Origin of the sequence: Zobellia alginiliquefaciens, from assembly GCF_029323795.1 — a bacterium.
In the GTDB taxonomy this organism is placed as follows: domain Bacteria; phylum Bacteroidota; class Bacteroidia; order Flavobacteriales; family Flavobacteriaceae; genus Zobellia; species Zobellia alginiliquefaciens.
Genome location: NZ_CP119758.1, coordinates 1,264,274 through 1,283,070 on the forward strand (window position 1 = coordinate 1,264,274; position 18,797 = coordinate 1,283,070).

Annotated in this window: 19 protein-coding genes and 1 tRNA gene; 9 read left to right on the top strand and 11 right to left on the bottom strand. The window is 37.2% G+C overall.

Features of this window, described 5'->3' with window-relative positions; genetic code table 11:
• The first annotated feature begins 34 nt into the window (after positions 1 to 34).
• From P0077_RS05330 to P0077_RS05350, 5 genes are all read left to right on the top strand, one after another.
• Positions 35 to 2,350: a beta-glucosidase gene (locus P0077_RS05330; RefSeq protein ID WP_276168100.1), complete on the top strand. Its 2,316-nt coding sequence runs from the start codon at positions 35 to 37 to the stop codon at positions 2,348 to 2,350.
• 289 nt (positions 2,351 to 2,639) lie between these two features.
• Positions 2,640 to 3,521 carry a TolB family protein gene (locus tag P0077_RS05335; protein ID WP_276168101.1) on the top strand — a complete coding sequence of 294 codons (882 nt, stop codon included), beginning with the start codon at positions 2,640 to 2,642 and terminating at the stop codon, positions 3,519 to 3,521.
• Between the two features lie 41 nt (positions 3,522 to 3,562).
• Positions 3,563 to 4,129: a Crp/Fnr family transcriptional regulator gene (locus tag P0077_RS05340; protein WP_276168102.1), complete on the top strand. Its 567-nt coding sequence runs from the start codon at positions 3,563 to 3,565 to the stop codon at positions 4,127 to 4,129.
• Between the two features lie 65 nt (positions 4,130 to 4,194).
• Complete coding sequence (locus P0077_RS05345; RefSeq protein ID WP_276168103.1) at positions 4,195 to 4,929, top strand: SDR family oxidoreductase; 735 nt, start codon at positions 4,195 to 4,197, stop codon at positions 4,927 to 4,929.
• 11 nt (positions 4,930 to 4,940) lie between these two features.
• Positions 4,941 to 5,744: a DJ-1/PfpI family protein gene (locus tag P0077_RS05350; protein WP_276168104.1), complete on the top strand. Its 804-nt coding sequence runs from the start codon at positions 4,941 to 4,943 to the stop codon at positions 5,742 to 5,744.
• A gap of 627 nt (positions 5,745 to 6,371) precedes the next feature.
• Here P0077_RS05350 and P0077_RS05355 read toward each other — a convergent pair.
• Positions 6,372 to 6,453, bottom strand: a tRNA-Leu gene (locus P0077_RS05355).
• A gap of 114 nt (positions 6,454 to 6,567) precedes the next feature.
• On the opposite strand from P0077_RS05355, the gene P0077_RS05360 reads away from it, so the two are divergent.
• Positions 6,568 to 7,956, top strand: coding sequence for a dipeptidase (locus tag P0077_RS05360; protein WP_276168105.1), 1,389 nt, complete (start codon positions 6,568 to 6,570; stop codon positions 7,954 to 7,956).
• 40 nt (positions 7,957 to 7,996) lie between these two features.
• On the opposite strand, the gene P0077_RS05365 is transcribed toward P0077_RS05360, so the two are convergent.
• Entirely contained in the window at positions 7,997 to 8,575 is a 579-nt protein-coding gene (locus P0077_RS05365) for a PhnA domain-containing protein (RefSeq protein WP_276168106.1), read from the bottom strand.
• A gap of 275 nt (positions 8,576 to 8,850) precedes the next feature.
• Here P0077_RS05365 and P0077_RS05370 point away from each other — a divergent pair, with 275 nt between their 5' ends.
• From P0077_RS05370 to P0077_RS05380, 3 genes are all read left to right on the top strand, one after another.
• On the top strand, positions 8,851 to 9,216 hold the full coding sequence (locus tag P0077_RS05370) for a BlaI/MecI/CopY family transcriptional regulator (protein ID WP_276168107.1): 366 nt from the start codon (positions 8,851 to 8,853) through the stop codon (positions 9,214 to 9,216).
• 2 nt (positions 9,217 to 9,218) lie between these two features.
• Positions 9,219 to 10,928 (top strand): M56 family metallopeptidase, encoded by a 1,710-nt coding sequence (locus P0077_RS05375; RefSeq protein WP_276168108.1) that lies wholly within the window; start codon positions 9,219 to 9,221, stop codon positions 10,926 to 10,928.
• A gap of 131 nt (positions 10,929 to 11,059) precedes the next feature.
• On the top strand, positions 11,060 to 12,160 hold the full coding sequence (locus tag P0077_RS05380; RefSeq protein ID WP_276168109.1) for a DUF4407 domain-containing protein: 1,101 nt from the start codon (positions 11,060 to 11,062) through the stop codon (positions 12,158 to 12,160).
• A 5-nt stretch (positions 12,161 to 12,165) separates the two neighbouring features.
• Here P0077_RS05380 and P0077_RS05385 read toward each other — a convergent pair whose 3' ends face one another.
• The 9 genes from P0077_RS05385 to P0077_RS05425 all read right to left on the bottom strand — a co-directional run bounded on the left by P0077_RS05385 (position 12,166) and on the right by P0077_RS05425 (position 18,745).
• Positions 12,166 to 12,519, bottom strand: a complete 354-nt coding sequence (locus P0077_RS05385; RefSeq protein WP_276168110.1) for an Hpt domain-containing protein — start codon at positions 12,517 to 12,519, stop codon at positions 12,166 to 12,168.
• A 267-nt stretch (positions 12,520 to 12,786) separates the two neighbouring features.
• Entirely contained in the window at positions 12,787 to 13,788 is a 1,002-nt protein-coding gene (locus P0077_RS05390; RefSeq protein WP_276168111.1) for a metal-dependent hydrolase, read from the bottom strand.
• Between the two features lie 52 nt (positions 13,789 to 13,840).
• On the bottom strand, positions 13,841 to 15,613 hold the full coding sequence (locus P0077_RS05395) for a MutS-related protein (RefSeq protein ID WP_276168112.1): 1,773 nt from the start codon (positions 15,611 to 15,613) through the stop codon (positions 13,841 to 13,843).
• A 38-nt stretch (positions 15,614 to 15,651) separates the two neighbouring features.
• Positions 15,652 to 16,011: an MmcQ/YjbR family DNA-binding protein gene (locus P0077_RS05400; protein ID WP_276168113.1), complete on the bottom strand. Its 360-nt coding sequence runs from the start codon at positions 16,009 to 16,011 to the stop codon at positions 15,652 to 15,654.
• Between the two features lie 30 nt (positions 16,012 to 16,041).
• The gene (locus P0077_RS05405; RefSeq protein ID WP_276168114.1) at positions 16,042 to 16,572 is read right to left on the bottom strand and encodes a GNAT family N-acetyltransferase; all 531 of its coding nucleotides are present in this window, start codon (positions 16,570 to 16,572) and stop codon (positions 16,042 to 16,044) included.
• 5 nt (positions 16,573 to 16,577) lie between these two features.
• Positions 16,578 to 16,976, bottom strand: a complete 399-nt coding sequence (locus P0077_RS05410; protein WP_276168115.1) for a Dabb family protein — start codon at positions 16,974 to 16,976, stop codon at positions 16,578 to 16,580.
• A 28-nt stretch (positions 16,977 to 17,004) separates the two neighbouring features.
• The gene (locus tag P0077_RS05415) at positions 17,005 to 17,628 is read right to left on the bottom strand and encodes a DUF4230 domain-containing protein (protein ID WP_276168116.1); all 624 of its coding nucleotides are present in this window, start codon (positions 17,626 to 17,628) and stop codon (positions 17,005 to 17,007) included.
• A gap of 2 nt (positions 17,629 to 17,630) precedes the next feature.
• The gene (locus P0077_RS05420) at positions 17,631 to 17,981 is read right to left on the bottom strand and encodes a DUF4260 domain-containing protein (protein ID WP_276168117.1); all 351 of its coding nucleotides are present in this window, start codon (positions 17,979 to 17,981) and stop codon (positions 17,631 to 17,633) included.
• A complete protein-coding gene (locus P0077_RS05425) occupies positions 17,978 to 18,745 on the bottom strand; it encodes a cyclase family protein (RefSeq protein ID WP_276168119.1) in 768 nt (255 codons plus the stop codon). Before P0077_RS05425 ends, P0077_RS05420 begins: the two co-directional genes overlap by 4 nt.
• Between the last annotated feature and the right edge of the window lie 52 nt (positions 18,746 to 18,797).

The window sequence follows — 18,797 nt, forward strand, 5'->3', positions numbered from 1 at the left end:
CTGAATATTCAACAAATTAAAGACAATCATTGAAATGTATAAAATCCTACTTTTTTTCTTAGCAATAATATTGCTCTATAGTTGTGACATAAAGAAAAGGTCTGAAAATAAAAATGAAATATTCCAGAATTCAATGTCCAATAGAATTGTTGAAGAATGGCTTGGTAAACTTACCCTTGAACAAAAAGTAGCACTTGTAGTGGGAAGGGGCATGGATATTCCAGGATTCGCTTTTGCAGAGGATAAAATTAAAGTACCGGGCCAAGCAGGTAGCACTTTTGAAATTTCTGAAATGGGGATTCCATCTATGACATTAGCTGATGGCCCAGCAGGTTTAAGAATTCATCCTACCAGAGAAGGATCTGAAGAAACTTTTTATTGTACAGCTTTTCCTATTGCTACATTATTAGCTTCTACATGGAATAAGGAATTAGTTAGGAAAGTGGGAAAAGCATATGGAGGAGAAGCAAAAGAATACGGTATTGATATTGTTTTAGCACCAGCCATGAACATTCACAGAAACCCATTAACTGGAAGAAACTTTGAGTATTACTCAGAAGACCCTTACCTAAGTGGTCATATCGCAGCTGCAATGGTTAAAGGTATTCAATCTCAGGGTGTCGGAACATCCCTAAAACATTATGTGGCTAACAATAGTGAAACCAATAGAGTCTTGCTTAACACAAAACTAAGCCAAAGGGCATTGAGGGAAATTTATCTTAAGGGATTTAAAATTGCCATACAAGAATCTGAGCCTTGGTCAGTGGTCAGTTCCTACAACAAGATTAATGGTACTTATGTCTCTGAAAATCATGGACTGCTAGAACAAGTTTTAAGAGATGATTGGGGTTATGAAGGTATAGTAATTTCAGATTGGTGGGCCGGAAATAATTCAGTGAATAAGATAAAATCTGGAAATGATTTAATAATGCCTGGTGAACCAAAGGATCGACAGTCTATTTTTGAAGCTGTAACCACTGGTGAACTATCATTGGAAAGCTTAGACAGAAGTGTTACTCGTATTCTCAAGACATTAATAAAAATTCCTGCATATCATAACTTTAATTATTCAGACCATCCAGATTTAAAATCAAATGCAGTAATTGCAAGAGAAGCAGCAGCAGAAGGTGCGATCTTATTAAAAAATGAAATCGAAACATTGCCTTTACCAAATAAACATTTAAAAATTGCAACATTTGGAATTGGGTCTTATAATTTTTATTCAGGAGGTGTTGGGAGTGGAGACGTAAATGAAGCATACACAATTTCTTTAGTTGAAGGACTGGAAAACATTGGAAAGATTGTGGATGCCGATCTGAAAGAAAGATATTCAATGTATTTAAGTGATGAAAAAGCAAAACTACCGATAAAAAAGTCATCTTTTGAATTGTCACCCACTATTCCAGAAATGATTTTAAACGAAAAATTAATCTTTGAAAAAGCGGCAGCTAATGATATAGCCTTAATTACAATAGGTAGAAATTCTGGAGAATTTCAGGATAGAAAGACTGATGGAGATTTCTATCTTACGGATATTGAAAAGGAAATGATTAAATCAGTTTCTAGCATCTTTAAGGCTGTGAATAAGAAAGTTGTAATTATCTTGAATGTTGGCAATGTCATAGAAACTGCAAGTTGGAGAGATTATGCAGACGCTATATTACTAGTATGGCAAGGTGGTCAAGAAGCAGGGAATTCAGTATGTGATGTATTATCTGGAAAGACCACACCTTCAGGAAAATTACCAACAACTTTCCCTATGACATATGATAATGTTCCTAGCGCAAAATCTTTTCCAGGAAAATTAGTCCAAAATAATGAAAAACATAAGTTAGGAGGTAAAGGAATGGAAATAGAATATCTTGAAGAAATCATGGTTGGTTATCGCCACTACCTTTCAAATAATATACAAACAGCATTTTCATTTGGTTTTGGGTTGTCTTTCACTACATTTTCTTATGACGATTTAGAGTTAAGTTCAACCCAATTAGAAGATGAATTAATAGTAAAAGTCACCGTAAAAAATACAGGTAAAGTGTCAGGAAAAGAAGTTGTACAACTTTATATTACTGCTCCTATGGAAAATTTGAAGAAACCACTTCGAGAACTAAAGGGATTTGAGAAAACCAAACTTTTGAAACCAAGCGAAAGTGAAGTTTTAACGTTCCGGTTAAAAGCAAAGGACCTTGCTTCTTTTGATTCTTCTCAAAGCGCTTGGACTACAGAATCTGGAAAATACAATATTCAGATTGGGGCTTCAAGTGAAGATATTCGATTAGGGGCAATAATTACAGCTAAGGAAATGTTGGTAGAGAAGGTAAGTCGACTTTATTCAGTCGAAATAGATTAAAAAATGAGATAATTCAAAACTGAAAATCTAAGCCAGCCACTAACAATATGTCCTAAACGTAATGCGGACTTTAGTCTTTACACCAAGGTCTGTGTATATTTATAAAGTCGCTAAATCTTATGGATTTTGCTTTGGACAAGAAAAATAAAACTAAACCCGCCAGTACCGAACGGTAAGTTCGGGCGGGCAATAAGCTTTAGCTTCGTGCGCAGACGGAAACGAAAAGCTTCCTTGCCTGCCCTCCTTTCCATAGCCGTGACCATTGTAGGTAATTAAAAAAGATAAATGAATGACAACACTACTAAATAAGAGGAGGTTTCTAAAAATACATTTTCTGGCAATCATATTAATGGTTCTTTACTCCTGCAGCAAAAAATCATATCCTATAGCATATTCATCAAAAGACTCTGATAACAGAGAGATTTTTTTAACTAACTCTGAAGGAATAACCAAAATTAAAATAACAAATAACCTAGGAGCTGATGGCTATCCCGATTGGTCAACTGATGGCAAACGTATTGCATTTTATGCCAAATATGATGAAGGAAAAACATGGTCTATGCATGTTATGAATAGCGATGGTACAAATAGACAAAGATTGACTCATGAGAAAAACAAATGGGACAGTTCCCCGACATGGTCTCCAGATGGTAATAAAATAGCATTTGCAAGAGAATACTCTGATTCAGAAGGCAATTGGCAAGAAGAAGTGTGGATTATGAATTCCGATGGTAGTGAGCAAACACAACTAAAAACAATTAGTGGTAGAGCACCTTGTTTTATGAAAGATGGAAGATTACTGTTTCACTCCAAATCAGAATTCAATCAAATCTGCATAGCCAATGGTGATGGCAGCAATATTATCACGTTAACGAACAATAGCGCTAAAGATAAATCTCCGAAAGTTTCACCTGACGGTAAACAAATTGCATTTATTTCAAATAGGGATGGAAATCAGGAAGTCTATATCATGAATATAGATGGATCAAATCAAAAACGACTAACATACAATACAGTATCAGACTGGGACGTCTGCTGGTCTCCAGATGGCTCTCAACTCATTTTTGCATCAGATACGAGTGAGTATTTAAGTCTATACATGATAAACAAAGATGGCTCTTCAATCAAGAAATTTATCGATAACGGTTCACAACCTTCGTGGTTAAAATAAAAACACTACTCAAATGTAAAAAACAGAACGCCTAACCAAGAATGAATGAATTGAAAATCTATTTAGAAACATTAGTCCCTTTTACAGAAAGTGAAATGGAAGTTTTCATTTCATTGTTTTCTGAAATTCAACTCAAAAAGAAGGACTATTTTGCCAAAGAAGGAGAGTTTTCATCAAAGTTAGCTTTTATTTCAAATGGAGTAATGCGCGCATTTTTTCGCAATAAAAGGGGAAATGAATACAATAAAACGTTCTTTACACCTTCAAATTTTGTAGCAGCATATTCATCGATAACAACAAAGCAGAAAAATTTAATTAATATTCAATGCCTAACGGACTGCACACTTTTAGTTGCTGATTTTAGACAACTAACTTCACTTTATAAAAAGTATCCGAAATTTGAAAGCCTTGCTCGAACCATGGCAGAATACAAGTTTGCAATAAAAGAGAAAAGAGAAATTGAACTTGTAACGCTTGAAGCAACGGAACGCTACTCAATCTTCAAAAAAGAACATCCAGATTTAGAAAACCTAATTAACCAATACCATATCGCTTCGTATTTAGGTATTACCCCAACTCAATTAAGTCGTATAAGAGCCAAAAAGTAAAATCTTTACATATGTAAATGGTTTGACTCTTTATTCTCGTGAATTTTGCTTTAAATATCACGAGTATGAAATTGTACAATAACAAAATTCTTATTACAGGTGCTACTTCAGGAATTGGTAGAGAATTGGCAGAGCGGTTTTGCCAATTGGACAATCAAATAATAGCTATTGGCAGAAATGAGATTAGATTAGAAGAACTCGTAAAATTTGACAAGCGAATTACCTCATTTGAATGCGATATTTCTTCACAATTAGAATTGAACCGACTTGTAACTTATATAAACCAAGAACACAAAGACTTAAATGTGTTGATAAACAACGCAGGTATACAGTATAACCAAACTTTGTTGGACGAAACTTATACCCTACAGAAAATTGAAAATGAAATAAGTACAAATCTGACATCACCTATAAAACTTATTACTTCATTGATTCCTGTACTTCAACGTAATTCTAATTCAGCCATTGTTAATGTTTCTTCAGGTTTAGCCATTGTTCCTAAAGCCAAATCAGCTGTCTATTGCGGAACAAAAGCAGCAATTCACATTTTCTCAAAATCATTGCGATACCAATTAGATAAAGTAAAAGTATTTGAAATAATACCACCTTTAGTAGATACTGAAATGACCAAAGGAAGAGGCAAAAGAAAAATTTCACCTCAAAGGTTGGTAGATGAGTTTATAAAAGCCTATAAAAACAATAGATATGAAGTGAATATTCACAAAGTAAAACTATTGAGAATCATAAACAGAATTAGTCCGAAAATAGCCGATAGAATAATGAAAGGCGTAACAATTTAAAACATTCTAAAATGAAAATTAGAACTTTAATAATAATATTAGTGCTTTTAGCCAAAACGGTTTCTGCACAAAACAACAAAATACTATTTGTCATGAGTGCAGCAGATACGTTGCAATTGAACAATGGAGAGAAACTTCGACAAACTGGTGTGTTCTTGAATGAGTTTTATCTCGCGTATAAATCTGTAACAGAAGCTGGATATACTGTAGATTTTGCAACACCAAATGGAATTGTTGCAACAATAGATGAAGAAAGCATAAACGACAAGTATTGGAAAAATAACTTGAAAGTAAAAAATGAAGCTCTAATATTCACTAAAACAGATAGTATATTTAATAGCCCAAAAACACTTGAAAAAGCTATTGAAAACAAATCTGATTATATAGGTTTGATAATTCCAGGTGGTCAAGGCTTAATGGTAGATTTAAAAGATGACATAAACACACCTATTCTATTAAAGTACTTTGCAAAGGAAAATAAACCGACAGGTCTTATTTGTCACGCGCCCAGTCTCATATTAACCATACCAAAAGAAGAAAATCCATACATTGGTTTTAAAGTTAATTCGGTTTCGTCTTTTGAGGAGTTTGTAATTGAGCGTTTCATTATGAAAGGAAAACCCAAAAACAGAAAAATAGCCAAAAGATTGAAAAAATTGGGGTTAAAATATAGAAGGAAACTACCAAAGGCAAACTATGCTGTAAAAGACAGGAATTTAGTAACCAGTCAAAACCCGTTTTCTGGAACAGCATTTAACAAACTTTATTTAGAAGCATTAACCGAATATTTGAAAAATAATAAAAACAGGAACTAATACTCGAATGGAATTAGAAACGGAATAACAGGACTAGAAAACACTACTGGCAACAAAGCCCCCCTTGCACAAGCCGTTGATCCTCCTCGGAACGGATTCATATAAGCCCCTTTCAGGGGCTTTTTGTTTTTATATAGGTATTTGTAGTTTGATTATTGGAGGGTTTATAGGACCCAAAAACAGCTGAATGGACTGCTTTTATAAAAAGTTATATCAAGCGTAGTTAATTACAAACAAACAAGTAATTCATTCGGTTTAAAACAGATTTCACTTTACTAATTTACAAATACTTAAGTCTAAAAAACCACCCCTGAATGAATTGATATAAACCAACAATCGTAGTCTACCATAATATTTCCATTGACAATGTTTCAGAAAGCTTATTGCGTTATGCATCCATCTTTTGGTCTACGTTCATTATTTTACGATGTTCATTGACAATGAACATTCAATTAAAGTGAACTTTCCAATGAAAACCAAAGAATTATCTAGATACAATTAAATTTCAATGGAGTTGATTTGTAAGTCTACACAAATAATTTTCAACAAAAGCTAAAGAGGCTAATGTTTGACTATTGTTTGACCAGAAATAAAAAAGCCGACTCCTAAAAGTCGGCTTTCCTTTTGTACAGGCGGAGAGACTCGAACTCTCACACCTTGCGGCACTAGATCCTAAGTCTAGCGTGTCTACCAATTCCACCACGCCTGCATTTCCAATATCAAATTGGGATGCAAATATAATGCAAATTTTCAATTCTCTAAATTTTCCGCCATTTAAAAACGTTCTTTTTTGTAATTTTAAATTACACCCTAAACTTGCTCTATGCAAAACGTACAAGATTACATTTCAAAAAACAAACAAAGGTTCATAGATGAACTTATACAACTCCTTCGTATTCCGTCGGTAAGCGCGGACTCTGCTTTCTCTCAAGATGTATTGGATACTTCCGAAGCCGTAAAAACAGCACTGGAAAATGCAGGTTGCGATGCGGTCGAAATCTGTGAGACCGATGGCTACCCCATCGTTTATGGCGAAAAAATAATTGACCCCAACTTACCTACCGTCTTGGTTTACGGACATTATGATGTGCAACCGCCGGATCCAATGGGTTTATGGAACTCCCCTCCGTTCGAACCCATTATCAAAAAAACCGAAACACACCCCGAAGGAGCAATTTATGCTCGTGGCGCTTGCGATGACAAAGGCCAAATGTACATGCATGTAAAGGCATTGGAATTCATGGTAAAAACCAACCAGTTGCCCTGCAACGTAAAATTTATGATCGAAGGCGAAGAAGAAGTGGGCAGTAACAATCTGGCCGTTTTTGTAGCCAATAATCATGAAAAGCTTGCCAATGACATTATCTTGATTTCAGATACCGGCATGATTGCAAACGATGTGCCTTCCATTACCACGGGACTACGCGGACTCAGCTATGTAGAAGTGGAAGTTACCGGCCCCAACAGGGATTTACATTCCGGACTCTATGGAGGTGCCGTGGCCAACCCCATAAACGCGCTCACAAAAATGATTGCCTCGCTTCATGACGAAAATAATCATATTACTATTCCCGGTTTCTATGACAAGGTGGAGAACCTTTCACTAGAAGAGCGAGCGGAAATGGCAAAAGCGCCCTTTAGCCTGGAAGCCTATCAAAAAGCGTTAGATATTGACTCCGTTGCAGGCGAAAATGGCTATAGCACCAATGAGCGCAACAGCATACGCCCTACCCTAGATGTAAACGGAATCTGGGGCGGTTACATAGGCGAAGGCGCCAAAACGGTAATTGCCAGTAAAGCCTATGCCAAAATATCCATGCGATTGGTTCCTAACCAGGATTGGCAGGAAATTACCCAATTGTTTAAAACCCATTTTGAAAGTATTGCGCCAAAAGGGGTTACTGTAAAAGTAAAACCACACCATGGTGGACAAGGGTATGTAACGCCAATTGATACCATCGGTTATCAAGCGGCTTCAAAAGCATATGAAACTACCTTTGGCAAGAAACCTATTCCACAACGTAGCGGTGGTAGTATACCTATTGTAGCATTGTTCGAGAAAGAATTGAACAGTAAGACCATTCTTATGGGCTTTGGGCTAGACAGCGATGCCATTCACTCGCCCAACGAACATTTTGGGGTTTGGAACTACCTAAAAGGTATTGAGACCATACCTTATTTCTATCAGAACTTTACAGAAATGAACAAGTAAATCAAAAAAGGGGAATCAACTAAAACTGATTCCCCTTTTCTTATATCTTCTTCACATATTTAGTAATGATCACGGTAAGTGTAGGTCCTACTTTACCTTCAATATATTCTGCATTTTCACGGTCCAAGGAAATTCTACGTACCGCAGTACCTTGTTTAGCAACTTGGCTAGAACCCTTAATTTTCAAGTCCTTCACCAAGACCACACTATCTCCATTTTGAAGAATTACGCCATTCACATCACGGTGAATTATTTTTTCATCTTCAGACAAGCCTTCACCTGTAGCCTTTGCCCACTGCAATGCGTCATCTTCCAAATACATCATATCCAACAAATCTTTAGGCCAACCCTCAGATTTTAAACGCGAAAGCATACGCCAGGCCACTACCTTTACAGCGTCGTATTCGCTCCACATACTATCGTTTAAGCAACGCCAATGATTGGCATCCGTAGTTTCTGGGTTCTCTACTTGACCAATGCACGTAGTACACGCCAAAATACTTCCATCAATACCTCCTGTAGAAACAGGCTGCACTTCATACACATTCAGTTCGCTAGTGGCACCACATAATTCGCAAGCACTACCACTTCTATTGGTTAATTCTTCAAGTACACTCATAACGGTTAAATAAGGGTCAAATGTAAAGTTTTCACCCCTAATATGGTCTATAGTAGTTCCCTTTTATCCTTTAAATCTTAACACGGGCGTTCCCGCTAAAAAACGGGTCGGGCTATCCGTTACAAGTACGGTTTGCAAAAAAGCAAATCCGGGCTTTGCACTACTATCCCTAACGCATGACCAAAACCCGCGTTAACTAACAATTAACAACTCTACATTTGTAGAATTAAATTCTAAGCTCTATGTTTGTAGAACACAATATGTAAAACTCAGTAATGCAGCTTTCAAAAACAGAAGAAGAACTTATGAATATTTTATGGAAGCAAAAAAAAGCTTTCATGAAAGACCTACTAGATGCATATCCTGAGCCAAAACCTGCTACGACCACCGTAGCCACCCTCTTAAAAAGAATGACGGACAAAGGTTTTGTGGCCTATAAAAGTTTAGGGCGTAGCCGAGAGTATTATCCATTGGTTAAAAAGAAAGACTATTTCACAAAACATGTAAACGGACTCATTAAGAACTTTTTTAATGATAGCCCAGGACAATTTGCTTCCTTTTTCACCAAAGAAACCGACTTGAGTAGAGAAGAGCTTGAGGATTTAAGAAAATTGATAGACAACGAAATCAAAAAGCGATAACAATGGTACTGTTTCTGCTTAAATCTGCCGCTTGCCTAGCCATTTTCATGGCATTTTATAAGCTGGTCCTAGAAAACGAACGTATGCACGGTTTTAAACGCCTATATCTGATTCTGGCCTTATTACTATCTATCACAATTCCATCTATCACTTTTGTTGAGTATGTAGAAGTTTCTTCCTTGGTCCAAGAGCCAAAAAACGGCGCAACTCCCTTAACGGAGGTGATAGCGTCAACTCCCGCCGAAGAATCCCTTAGTTTGGACACCCCAACTATTCTTCTCTCCTTATACCTGCTGGGGGTTTTGCTTTTTTCCTTTCGTTTTTTCAAAAATTTAGGAAATATTTTGGTCAACATCCGCAACAATCCAAAATTACGAATGCAGTCCTTTATAAATGTATTGCTCAAAGATGATACGGTACCCCATACCTTTTTCAATTACATTTTCCTAAACCAAAAAGAATTTGAAGCAAGGAAAATTCCTCAAGAGGTACTGATCCATGAAACTGCACATGCCAAGCAAAAACACAGCTTAGATATTCTTTTTATAGAATTACTCCAAGTCATCTTTTGGTTCAATCCTTTGATCTACATCATAAAAAAATGGATTAAACTAAATCACGAATTTTTAGCCGACCAAGCCGTTCTAGATCACGGGACACCTACACCTTATTACCAACATATACTTCTCCAGTTTGCCTCATCAACAAACCGAAAAGATAATCAGTCGAGTTTGGCTAACGCCATCAATTATTCATCAATCAAAAAACGTTTTACAGTCATGAAAAAAAGAACCTCAAAAAATTCAGTGGTCTTGCGGAGTTTCTCTGCCATACCGCTAATCACAGTCCTTTTGCTTGGTTTTAGCGAACAAGTTACGTTACCCAAAGAAGAAGTTGCCTCAGCAGAAATTATTCTAAATGACGCCACAGAAGCCGAAATAGCACAATACAATCAACTCGCCAAAAAGTACAATGCCATAGCTCAAGAGAAAAGAAAAATCACTCCCGAAAATTTAAAAACCTTGGAGCTCATTTATCGTAAAATGTCCGAAAAACAGAAAAAAGAAGCTGAGCCTTTTCCTGAATGCCCGGAGACCCAAACCCATAAAAAACTAGGTGCCTGTTCTGATCAAATAACAGAATACAACACATTGGCAAAAAAGTACAATGCTATGATAGTGCAAAGCGGCAACATTCACATCAGAAAAAAAGATGTGGACCGTATGCAGTATTTATACGCATTAATGACCACAAAACAACGTGCAAGTGCTGAATCATTTCCTGATTTTCCCAAACCTCCTGCACCACCGACACCCCCAGGTCCTCCAGAAGAGGCCGTATCAATAGCAGACAGCAACATTGAAGTAGTGGTTAACGAACAACGTATAGTGAAAATTCTAGAAAATAAAGAAATATATGATGAAGTCAGTGTGGTTGAACATCTAAATCAACATACCGATGAAATAAATCCTCACATTATTAAAGCTGGTTATATACAAATGCCACCAAATCCGCCCGAACCAAAAACCCCCTTAAAACATGCCAAAGAAATGGCTAAAAAAGATGCTGTGTTTTATCTAGAAGATGAAGAAATTACTGCGGAGAAAGCTATTAAAATCCTAAAGAAAAATAAAAACATCAATATCGATAGCCGAAGTAAAAAAGGCCAAAAGCCTCAGGTACGATTATCCGTTAAACCCATTGAAATTTAAAGCTGACCAGCACCAAACTATGTCTTAAAGCCTTCTAAATAGAAGGCTTTTTTTGTAACAAAAATCGTAACTTACGTCTAATTCATCATCAATCAGCCCAGAGATGGGTATCATCAAAAAAATCGGACATCATGGTACAGCAATTTTTTATCCTCTGCTCAGGGGCGGACACCGCCATCCTAAAAACCTGTTCACAAGGTGAACAGAACAAATATGCCGGCATTGGCGCAACCGTTTTCTTTACGGCACTCATGGCTTTTATTGCCAGTAGCTATGCTCTTTATACTGTTTTTGACAATGCGTATACCGCCATTTTCTTCGGACTCATTTGGGGACTGTTGATTTTTAACCTAGATCGCTTTATTGTTTCCACCATTAAAAAACGAGACAAATTTGGCAATGAACTGTTACAGGCGCTACCCCGTCTGATATTAGCAGTTATCATTGCCGTGGTCATTTCAAAACCCTTGGAAATGAAAATTTTTGAAAAGGAAATTAACCAAGTTTTACTAGAGCAAAAGAATAAAATGACGTTGGCCAACAAAAACCAATTAGCCTTGCAATACACTCCGGCTATTGAAAAGTTAAATACGGATATTACCTCCTTAAAAAATGAAATTACCGCCAAACAAGCCGAAACAGATGCCCTTTACAGCACATATATTACCGAAGCGGAAGGCACTTCAGGTACTTTTAAACTAGGAAAAGGACCTGTTTATGAAGAAAAACGCCAAAAACATGATGCTGCACTGGCTGAGCTCAATACACTAAAGGAAACCAATGCCCAGAAAATCTCCGAAATTGAAAGTCAGATTTTGGATTTAAATACGGAATATACGGATGTGGTCAAAGATTCCCAACCTGTAATAGACGGCTTTGATGGACTCATGGCACGTATCAATGCGTTGAACGAGCTGCCTTGGTGGCCCTCTTTTTTCATCTTTCTACTCTTCTTAGCTATTGAGACTTCGCCAATTATTGCCAAGCTTCTCTCCCCAAAAGGCACTTACGATGTAAAACTGGAAGAAGAGGAAAGTATGGTCAACACTTGGGCTTTGCAAAAAATACAACAGCGAGAACAGCTACTGCTTGCCGATACGTCATTGAACGAAAAAATCTACAATGAAATTAAGCGAGAAGAAGAGGTGTACGCCTACAAAAAGAAAAAAGCGGAAGAATTATTAAAGTTACAAGCAGATGCATTTCGCGATTTGCAAGTCAAGCAACTATAACCAACCTAATCTACAACAATAAGTTCTAGAAAGACATTTATTTTTTTCAAGACCTGCTTAAAATCCTCATCATAAGAGGCATCACCTGCGTGTAGTCGTTCTTTATGTTCTTCGGCAAAAATGAAGGTTTTTTCCATGCCCAAAACACTGATTTTGTATTTTAATTTGTGAACGATTTCAGCTGCGGCCCTAGGCTCGTCTAACTTTATATGGTAAAGGTATTTACCCAAATCCCATGAGAATTCAGATTTTAAAAGGGTAACAAATTTACGTTCAAATTCAAGGTCGCGAGCCCCTACTAGGTTTTCTACGTAGTTTAAACTCGGTCTTTCTCCTTTATAGCCCTCAAAATCTTCCATCAATCTACCTCTGTATAAGCTTTATTGTTATTCTCTATCGACTTAATAAAGGTAAGAATTCTACTACCTTTATTTTATTGTTTGTTGTGAAACCGTCAAAAAAATACGTTACCACATGAAAAAAAGATGTTTGTCCGTAAAATAAGATTTAAAAAATGTGATTAAAGTACTAAATCACAATTGGTATACAGGTATGTTTTTTAGACCTCTATCCTATAGACCATCTAAGTTATCTCTATTCACTTTACGTTCATCCTCAAAATTCACCTAGTTGCCCCAAATACGCTCCCAAAGCGCAGCTAACAACTTCTTAGCGTCCCTGCTATACTTTGGCATTTCACGAACTGAAAGTCCGTTTTCCGTGGGTTGCAATTCGTAAGAAAAAGTAAATCGTGTTTCGTTCGGGTCCATACTTATCAACCCAAAGCGAAGGTCATTAAAATAGAGTTTGCCCTCTTTCTGGGTAATGGTATACCAACCTTCGGTTATGTCAATAAGCCGTTGAATTTTTTTATCGGATTTTAAATCGCCTAAAAGCTGGTGATTTTTAGGATAGGAAGTATACTCAATTTCTTTGGTGTCGTAAAACGAATAATTGCCAATGAGATAGGCTTTCTCTGTATCTACATTGGCCGTCCATAAAACTGAATTAAACGGTGTGGATCTAGTATCTATATTTTCATGCGCTATGCCATGTTTTTCCAAACTAGCCGAAAATTCTTGAAAAGCAAACCATTTTAAAATCAAGGTTGTAGCCAAATACGCCGTACTCACCGTTAACCCTAGCCGATTGTACCTTTTTCGTTTTGGCGATGTTCTTTTTTGGCACATGGCCATGATCAAGAATATCAGAAAAGGCAGGGTATATAAAGGGTCTATGACAAAAATACTTTGAAACGCTAACCGGGTTTTAAAAGGCCAGAAAAGCTGTGTTCCCCAAGTGGTAAAAGCATCCAAAATGGGGTGTGTGAACATACCCCAAAACATCAATAGCGACCAATCTTTGAACGTGGCCTCACTCTTCCGCTCAATTTTAGAAATAAGCCAACCAAATAGAGGGGCAAAGAGAATAGAAAAGAAAATAGAATGACTAAACCCACGATGCATCTCTGTAGCGGTAACCGTATCAAAAAAGTAACGCGCCACAATATCTAAATCAGGAATGGTACCGGCTATCGCCCCATAAAGCGCAGCTTTATTACCAACTTTCTTTCCTAAGACGGCTTCGCCGACTGCGGCACCTAAAACGATTTGGGTTAGAGAATCCATTGTTGGTTGTTGGTTGTTGGTTGTTGGTTGTTGGTTGTTGGTTAAGAAAAAATTATTCTACGATTTCCATTTTTTTCAACAAGAAGGACGCATTCATATTTTGGCAAATTCCGTCTTTGAACTTATAATCAAAATGGAGCTCGTTATTAATTATTTCAGCATCAAAATAATGGTTCTCCACCTGTGGTAACGTATCCGCCACCTCACAAAGGCTTAAATCGTGGGTAGCGATAATTCCCGTAGATCTAGAAGCAACTAAACGCTCAACAAACTTACGGCTTCCTTCCGCCTTGTCAGTACTATTGGTTCCTTTTAGAATTTCATCTAAAACAATGAAATAACGATCGTTCTGAATTTCATCAACAATGAATTTTAATCGTTTGAGCTCCGAAAAGAAATACGACTCATCATCCGTTAACGAATCTGTCGTTCGCATACTGGTAATCAACTTTATTGGCGAATAATCTACTTGTTTCGCGCATAGCGGAAGTCCAACATTCGCCATTACTATCTGTAATGAAACCGTACGTAAAAAGGTACTCTTACCTGCCATGTTGGCTCCGGTAACGATAAAGAACTGTTCGCGGTCAATTTCAAAATCGTTCAAAACACTCTTCTCAGGATTCAGCAAAGGATGTCCAGCTCCAGTAGATTTGAGAATCACAGCATCCGAATTGATATATGGAAAAGTATATTCGGGATGATTGAAAGCAAAATTACCTAAGCTATTATATGCATCGAAAAAAGCGATGGTATCAAACCATTTTTTTACGAAATCACCATGTTTGGCAATCCATTTTTCAATCTCATAGCAGTGTGTTAGGGTGCGTAAAAAGAAACCATTCCCCAGAAAAAGGTAAATAATATTGTTGTTCTTATCTAGGCTATTTAACTGTTTTGAAAACTGAGCAATTATCAATGAGGTCTTCTCCTGATCCCGTAGCACATTACTTCTCAGTTCTTTTAGATAATCCGATTTGAACTCAGTATCCTCAATCAAAGTAAGTAACTTGTTGTATTGCTGAAACGTACTCTGCACTTTTGAAGCATCTCCGCCAAGGGAAGTAATCTTCTTGGTATAGATTCCTGTAATCCCCATACCTACGACCAACCAAAGAACCAACATTGATTCCGGAACGAAATCCAGAAAATAAAGCACGAATAACAACACTGAAACTCCCGAAAAAACATAGGGCAAATAGCGCATTACTTTTGGGACAAAAGACAGATAGCCCGTTAACCATTTTACAATAGTATCGGTATTACCCTCCGTTTGGGTTAGCGATGCGGTGGCAGAAAAATTCTGTCGCCATTGTGGCATTTTACCAAGTTCTTTTATAGCCTCTTGCTTCTCCTCAATATTATCGATGTTATTCGCCTTAAATAGTCCGGCAAAAGTCTCGGCACCTTGTTTTAAAGCTGTACGGTTAGCATACTGAAAAAAGGAACCTCTACCAAAAAGATCTATATCTTGACTGAAATAGTGCAAAGGGTCTTTAAATTCGTCACCTTCTGGTAAATCATGAAAATCACGATTTAATACCTTTAATTCCGTACGATTGATTTGTAATAACGCCAATAACCTATCACGCTTGTATTGTAAACCTGAATGTCTAGTCACCAAAAACAAAAAAAGAACAATAGTGACCAGCAAGACGGCCAAAACCCATTTGGTATCACCAAAGGTGAAATAAATAGCAAAACCTGCTAAAACAAATATGGCCAAACGCAACATACTGGAAGCAAAGAGCAGCTTCTTAATTTGTGAAAGTTCCTTGGTGTATTTTTCAATCTCACCATTATAAAAAGAGTGTAATTCCTGCATATATCCCACACGGGTTTTAACTAAACCGAAGAAACGATTTACGAAAGTGCATCGTACTCCGTTCTGAGCTTTTTAGTAAATTTTGAAATGACCAAATCATATGAATGATCAATAAGTTCTGTTATTAAATTTGGTGGAAGTTGGTCTAACAGAAGTGTGTTCCAATGCACTTTGCTCATATGGTAACCTGGTATGATATGGCCATCATGCTCTTCCCGTAAAGTAACCGCACTATCTGGGTCGCATTTTAAATTTACCTGAGAAGGAAGACGTTCCAAAGCACAAAGCGCGAACATTTTGCCCATAACCTTAAAAACCAATGTTTTCTCATCAAAAGGAAACGTTTCCGTTACTCCTTTCTTTGCGATACAATAGTCTCTAAATAGTTCAATGTTCATCTTATATACTCCTTATTTCACTTCTTGATTTCACTTCTTGTCAATCAATTTCTCCATAGACGACCAATGGTACCTTACCTTCATAATTGGCTTATCACCTATATCATTACCTTCAACGGTTTCAAGACGTTTGCCTCCTTGACGCTCGTAAAACCGTAGTGCGGCCTCGTTACTTTCAAGCACCCACAAATACAGTCCTGAATTGGGTTCCCTATCCTGAACTTCCTTGGCTATTAGTGACATTAGGCGTTTACCAATGCCCATGCCCTGAACATCTTTTGATACATGAAGATTATCTAACAGCGTACCAAAATCATCGTCCACGTCAAAAAAAGCACAAACAAAGCCTACTAAATCACCTCCTTTTTCTGCAACGATTACGGTCTGCCGCGATAACGGGTTCTCCAATCTATCATGCCAGATTTTTTCTCTTTCACCCAGTGCAAGTTCATCTAAATACGCATCACTAAATGCGCCTCTATAATTTTCTTGCCAACTTTTTACATGAAGACCGGCTATGGAAACGGCATCACCTAACGTAGCCGTTCTGTACGCTACCATGCGCCTTATTGGATACCCTTAGAATCGTAAACGATTACTTTCTCCCATAAATCACTAGACTCTTCAATAAATACCTTGTGCGGAGCCTCATCCTGATAATTTTGTTGCGCCTCTGCAGATTCAAAAGAAACAATCAACGAGTAGGTAAACGAACCATCTACAACATCACGGCTTGCTTTTGGGGGCATACCTATAAAGCTTGTCTTTGCGTATTTTGAATTATCTAGAAACTTCTGTAACGATTTTTCAAAAGTAGCTCTAGCCTCTTTGCTATCCGGATCCTTAAACCAAAAGTATACGGTATGGGCAAAATGGGGGTCAAATTCTCTCATGTCATTCTCTGTTTGGCCATTAGCGGTAATGGCTAGGGTTAAAAATAATATTGCAATCGTAAGTGTTCTCATAATTGATGTATTGAATTAAATATCCTAATTAATCTTCTAGCATTTCTTTTTGTTTTTCAGTGACTTCCAAAGCCGTGTAATCTAATTTCCACCCTATGGTTTCCACTATTTTCTCTATTAATAAAACGGCCTGAATAGCTTCCTTCCTTGCGGTTTGCATCAGTCCACTTTGTGGAATTTTCTCTCGTATGTGTTGCTTCGCCTCTTTGTTCAATAAAGTTAAATCTTCCGAAGAAAAAAAATTGAACATACCACTTTGAATATCGTAAAACTGAATATCAGGTTCAATAGATAGTACTTCAGGCTCGGGAAAATGGGTCAGGATAATCTTTTTATTCTCATTATCCGCTTTGATTTTTATCTTTTTTAGGTCATAACCTATATGGGCCTTGGCATTGATTACAAGCAGTGCTTTTTTCTTGCTGCTCACCAAACTCATAAACCGCTCCTTAATATTTTCGTAGCGGTAGATTTCTGCAAAATCACCCTCAACGGAAACCAGTTTGCATACACTTTCTATTTTTTCTACCAATACAGTAGATTGGTGCTTTGTGATTTCTTTACTTTTCTTCTGTCTAATAAAAGAATACACCCAATACATGAGAATAGCCCCTAGAACCAGACCTAAAAAAGTATCGAAAATATTATCCATTGTTATTTTCCTATTTCCCCTAAGTGGGTAAATTTAAATCCTTTATCATATTTGAGGCCATAACCAAAAATACGATCCATGGCAGCATGCGAAAATAAGATAATCCCAGCCAACTGCACAATCGGTTCCGAAAGATACGCCCCAATTACATAGATGACAAGAGCAATGCCCTTATGATGAAAAATATTATAGGTGATAGCTCCTTCTTTATTTCCCAAAAGATAGCCCAACATGCCAATATCCGGAGCTAATATTAAAACCACAAACCACCACCAAGCGTAAGACAAAAGACTAAAAAGGTATACTCCAAAAAGGAACATAACCAATTCTTCCATCTTTAACACCTTACTCATTTCTGATTAGCCTTATTCTGAATTACACTATAAAGTACGGGACGACTGGGGCTGGCATCATTTTCAAAAGACGCCACCTGCAAATTGAGTATATATGTGCCATCTTTTATTGAATTGGCCACATAAATAAACTCGGTAATAGTGGCATTTTTTCGCAGCTTTCCGTTAAAATTCCAAAAAGCCTTGTGCGCTACCAAAGCACCGTTATCTTCTTCTTTATCTACCGAAGGAAGGTCCACCAATACATGTTCTACTCCTTTTTCCTTTAAAAATTCCGCAGCCTCCTGAGTAAGATAAGGAGGATTCGTATGCGAGTATTGCCGAGATTTCTTCTGCTTCATATTGGGCAGTGTACGAATGACTACCGCCTCTCGCTTTTTGTTACCTAACGCGTACTTGAGCTGTTTTTTAGAAACCACAAAATCGTTATCTACCATTTCAGGCGCAATGGTAACCACTTCTGATAAAAAGAAATACTGATTTAGGTTTTTATTTACGGAATGAAATTCTTCGGTAATATGCCCAACACATTCGGTATGGGTACCGTGGGCATGGGGGTTGAACCAAATATCATTAAAATTGATGGAAGCCCCTTCCGATACTTTCCCCACAAAACCTTTTTCTTCATGCGGCTCTATTTTTGGCGGATCAACATACCAGGCATTTACATTTTCAGCACCGCCTTTAATGGCAATGGATATATCCAATGGCTTTGTAAGATCTATAGGGTAATTCTTTGTTCTATGTTTTATAGTGGCAATCATAAATATAAATTGTTTTTCAGCCGTGAAGTGGGGAAATTTTGAAACTACAACG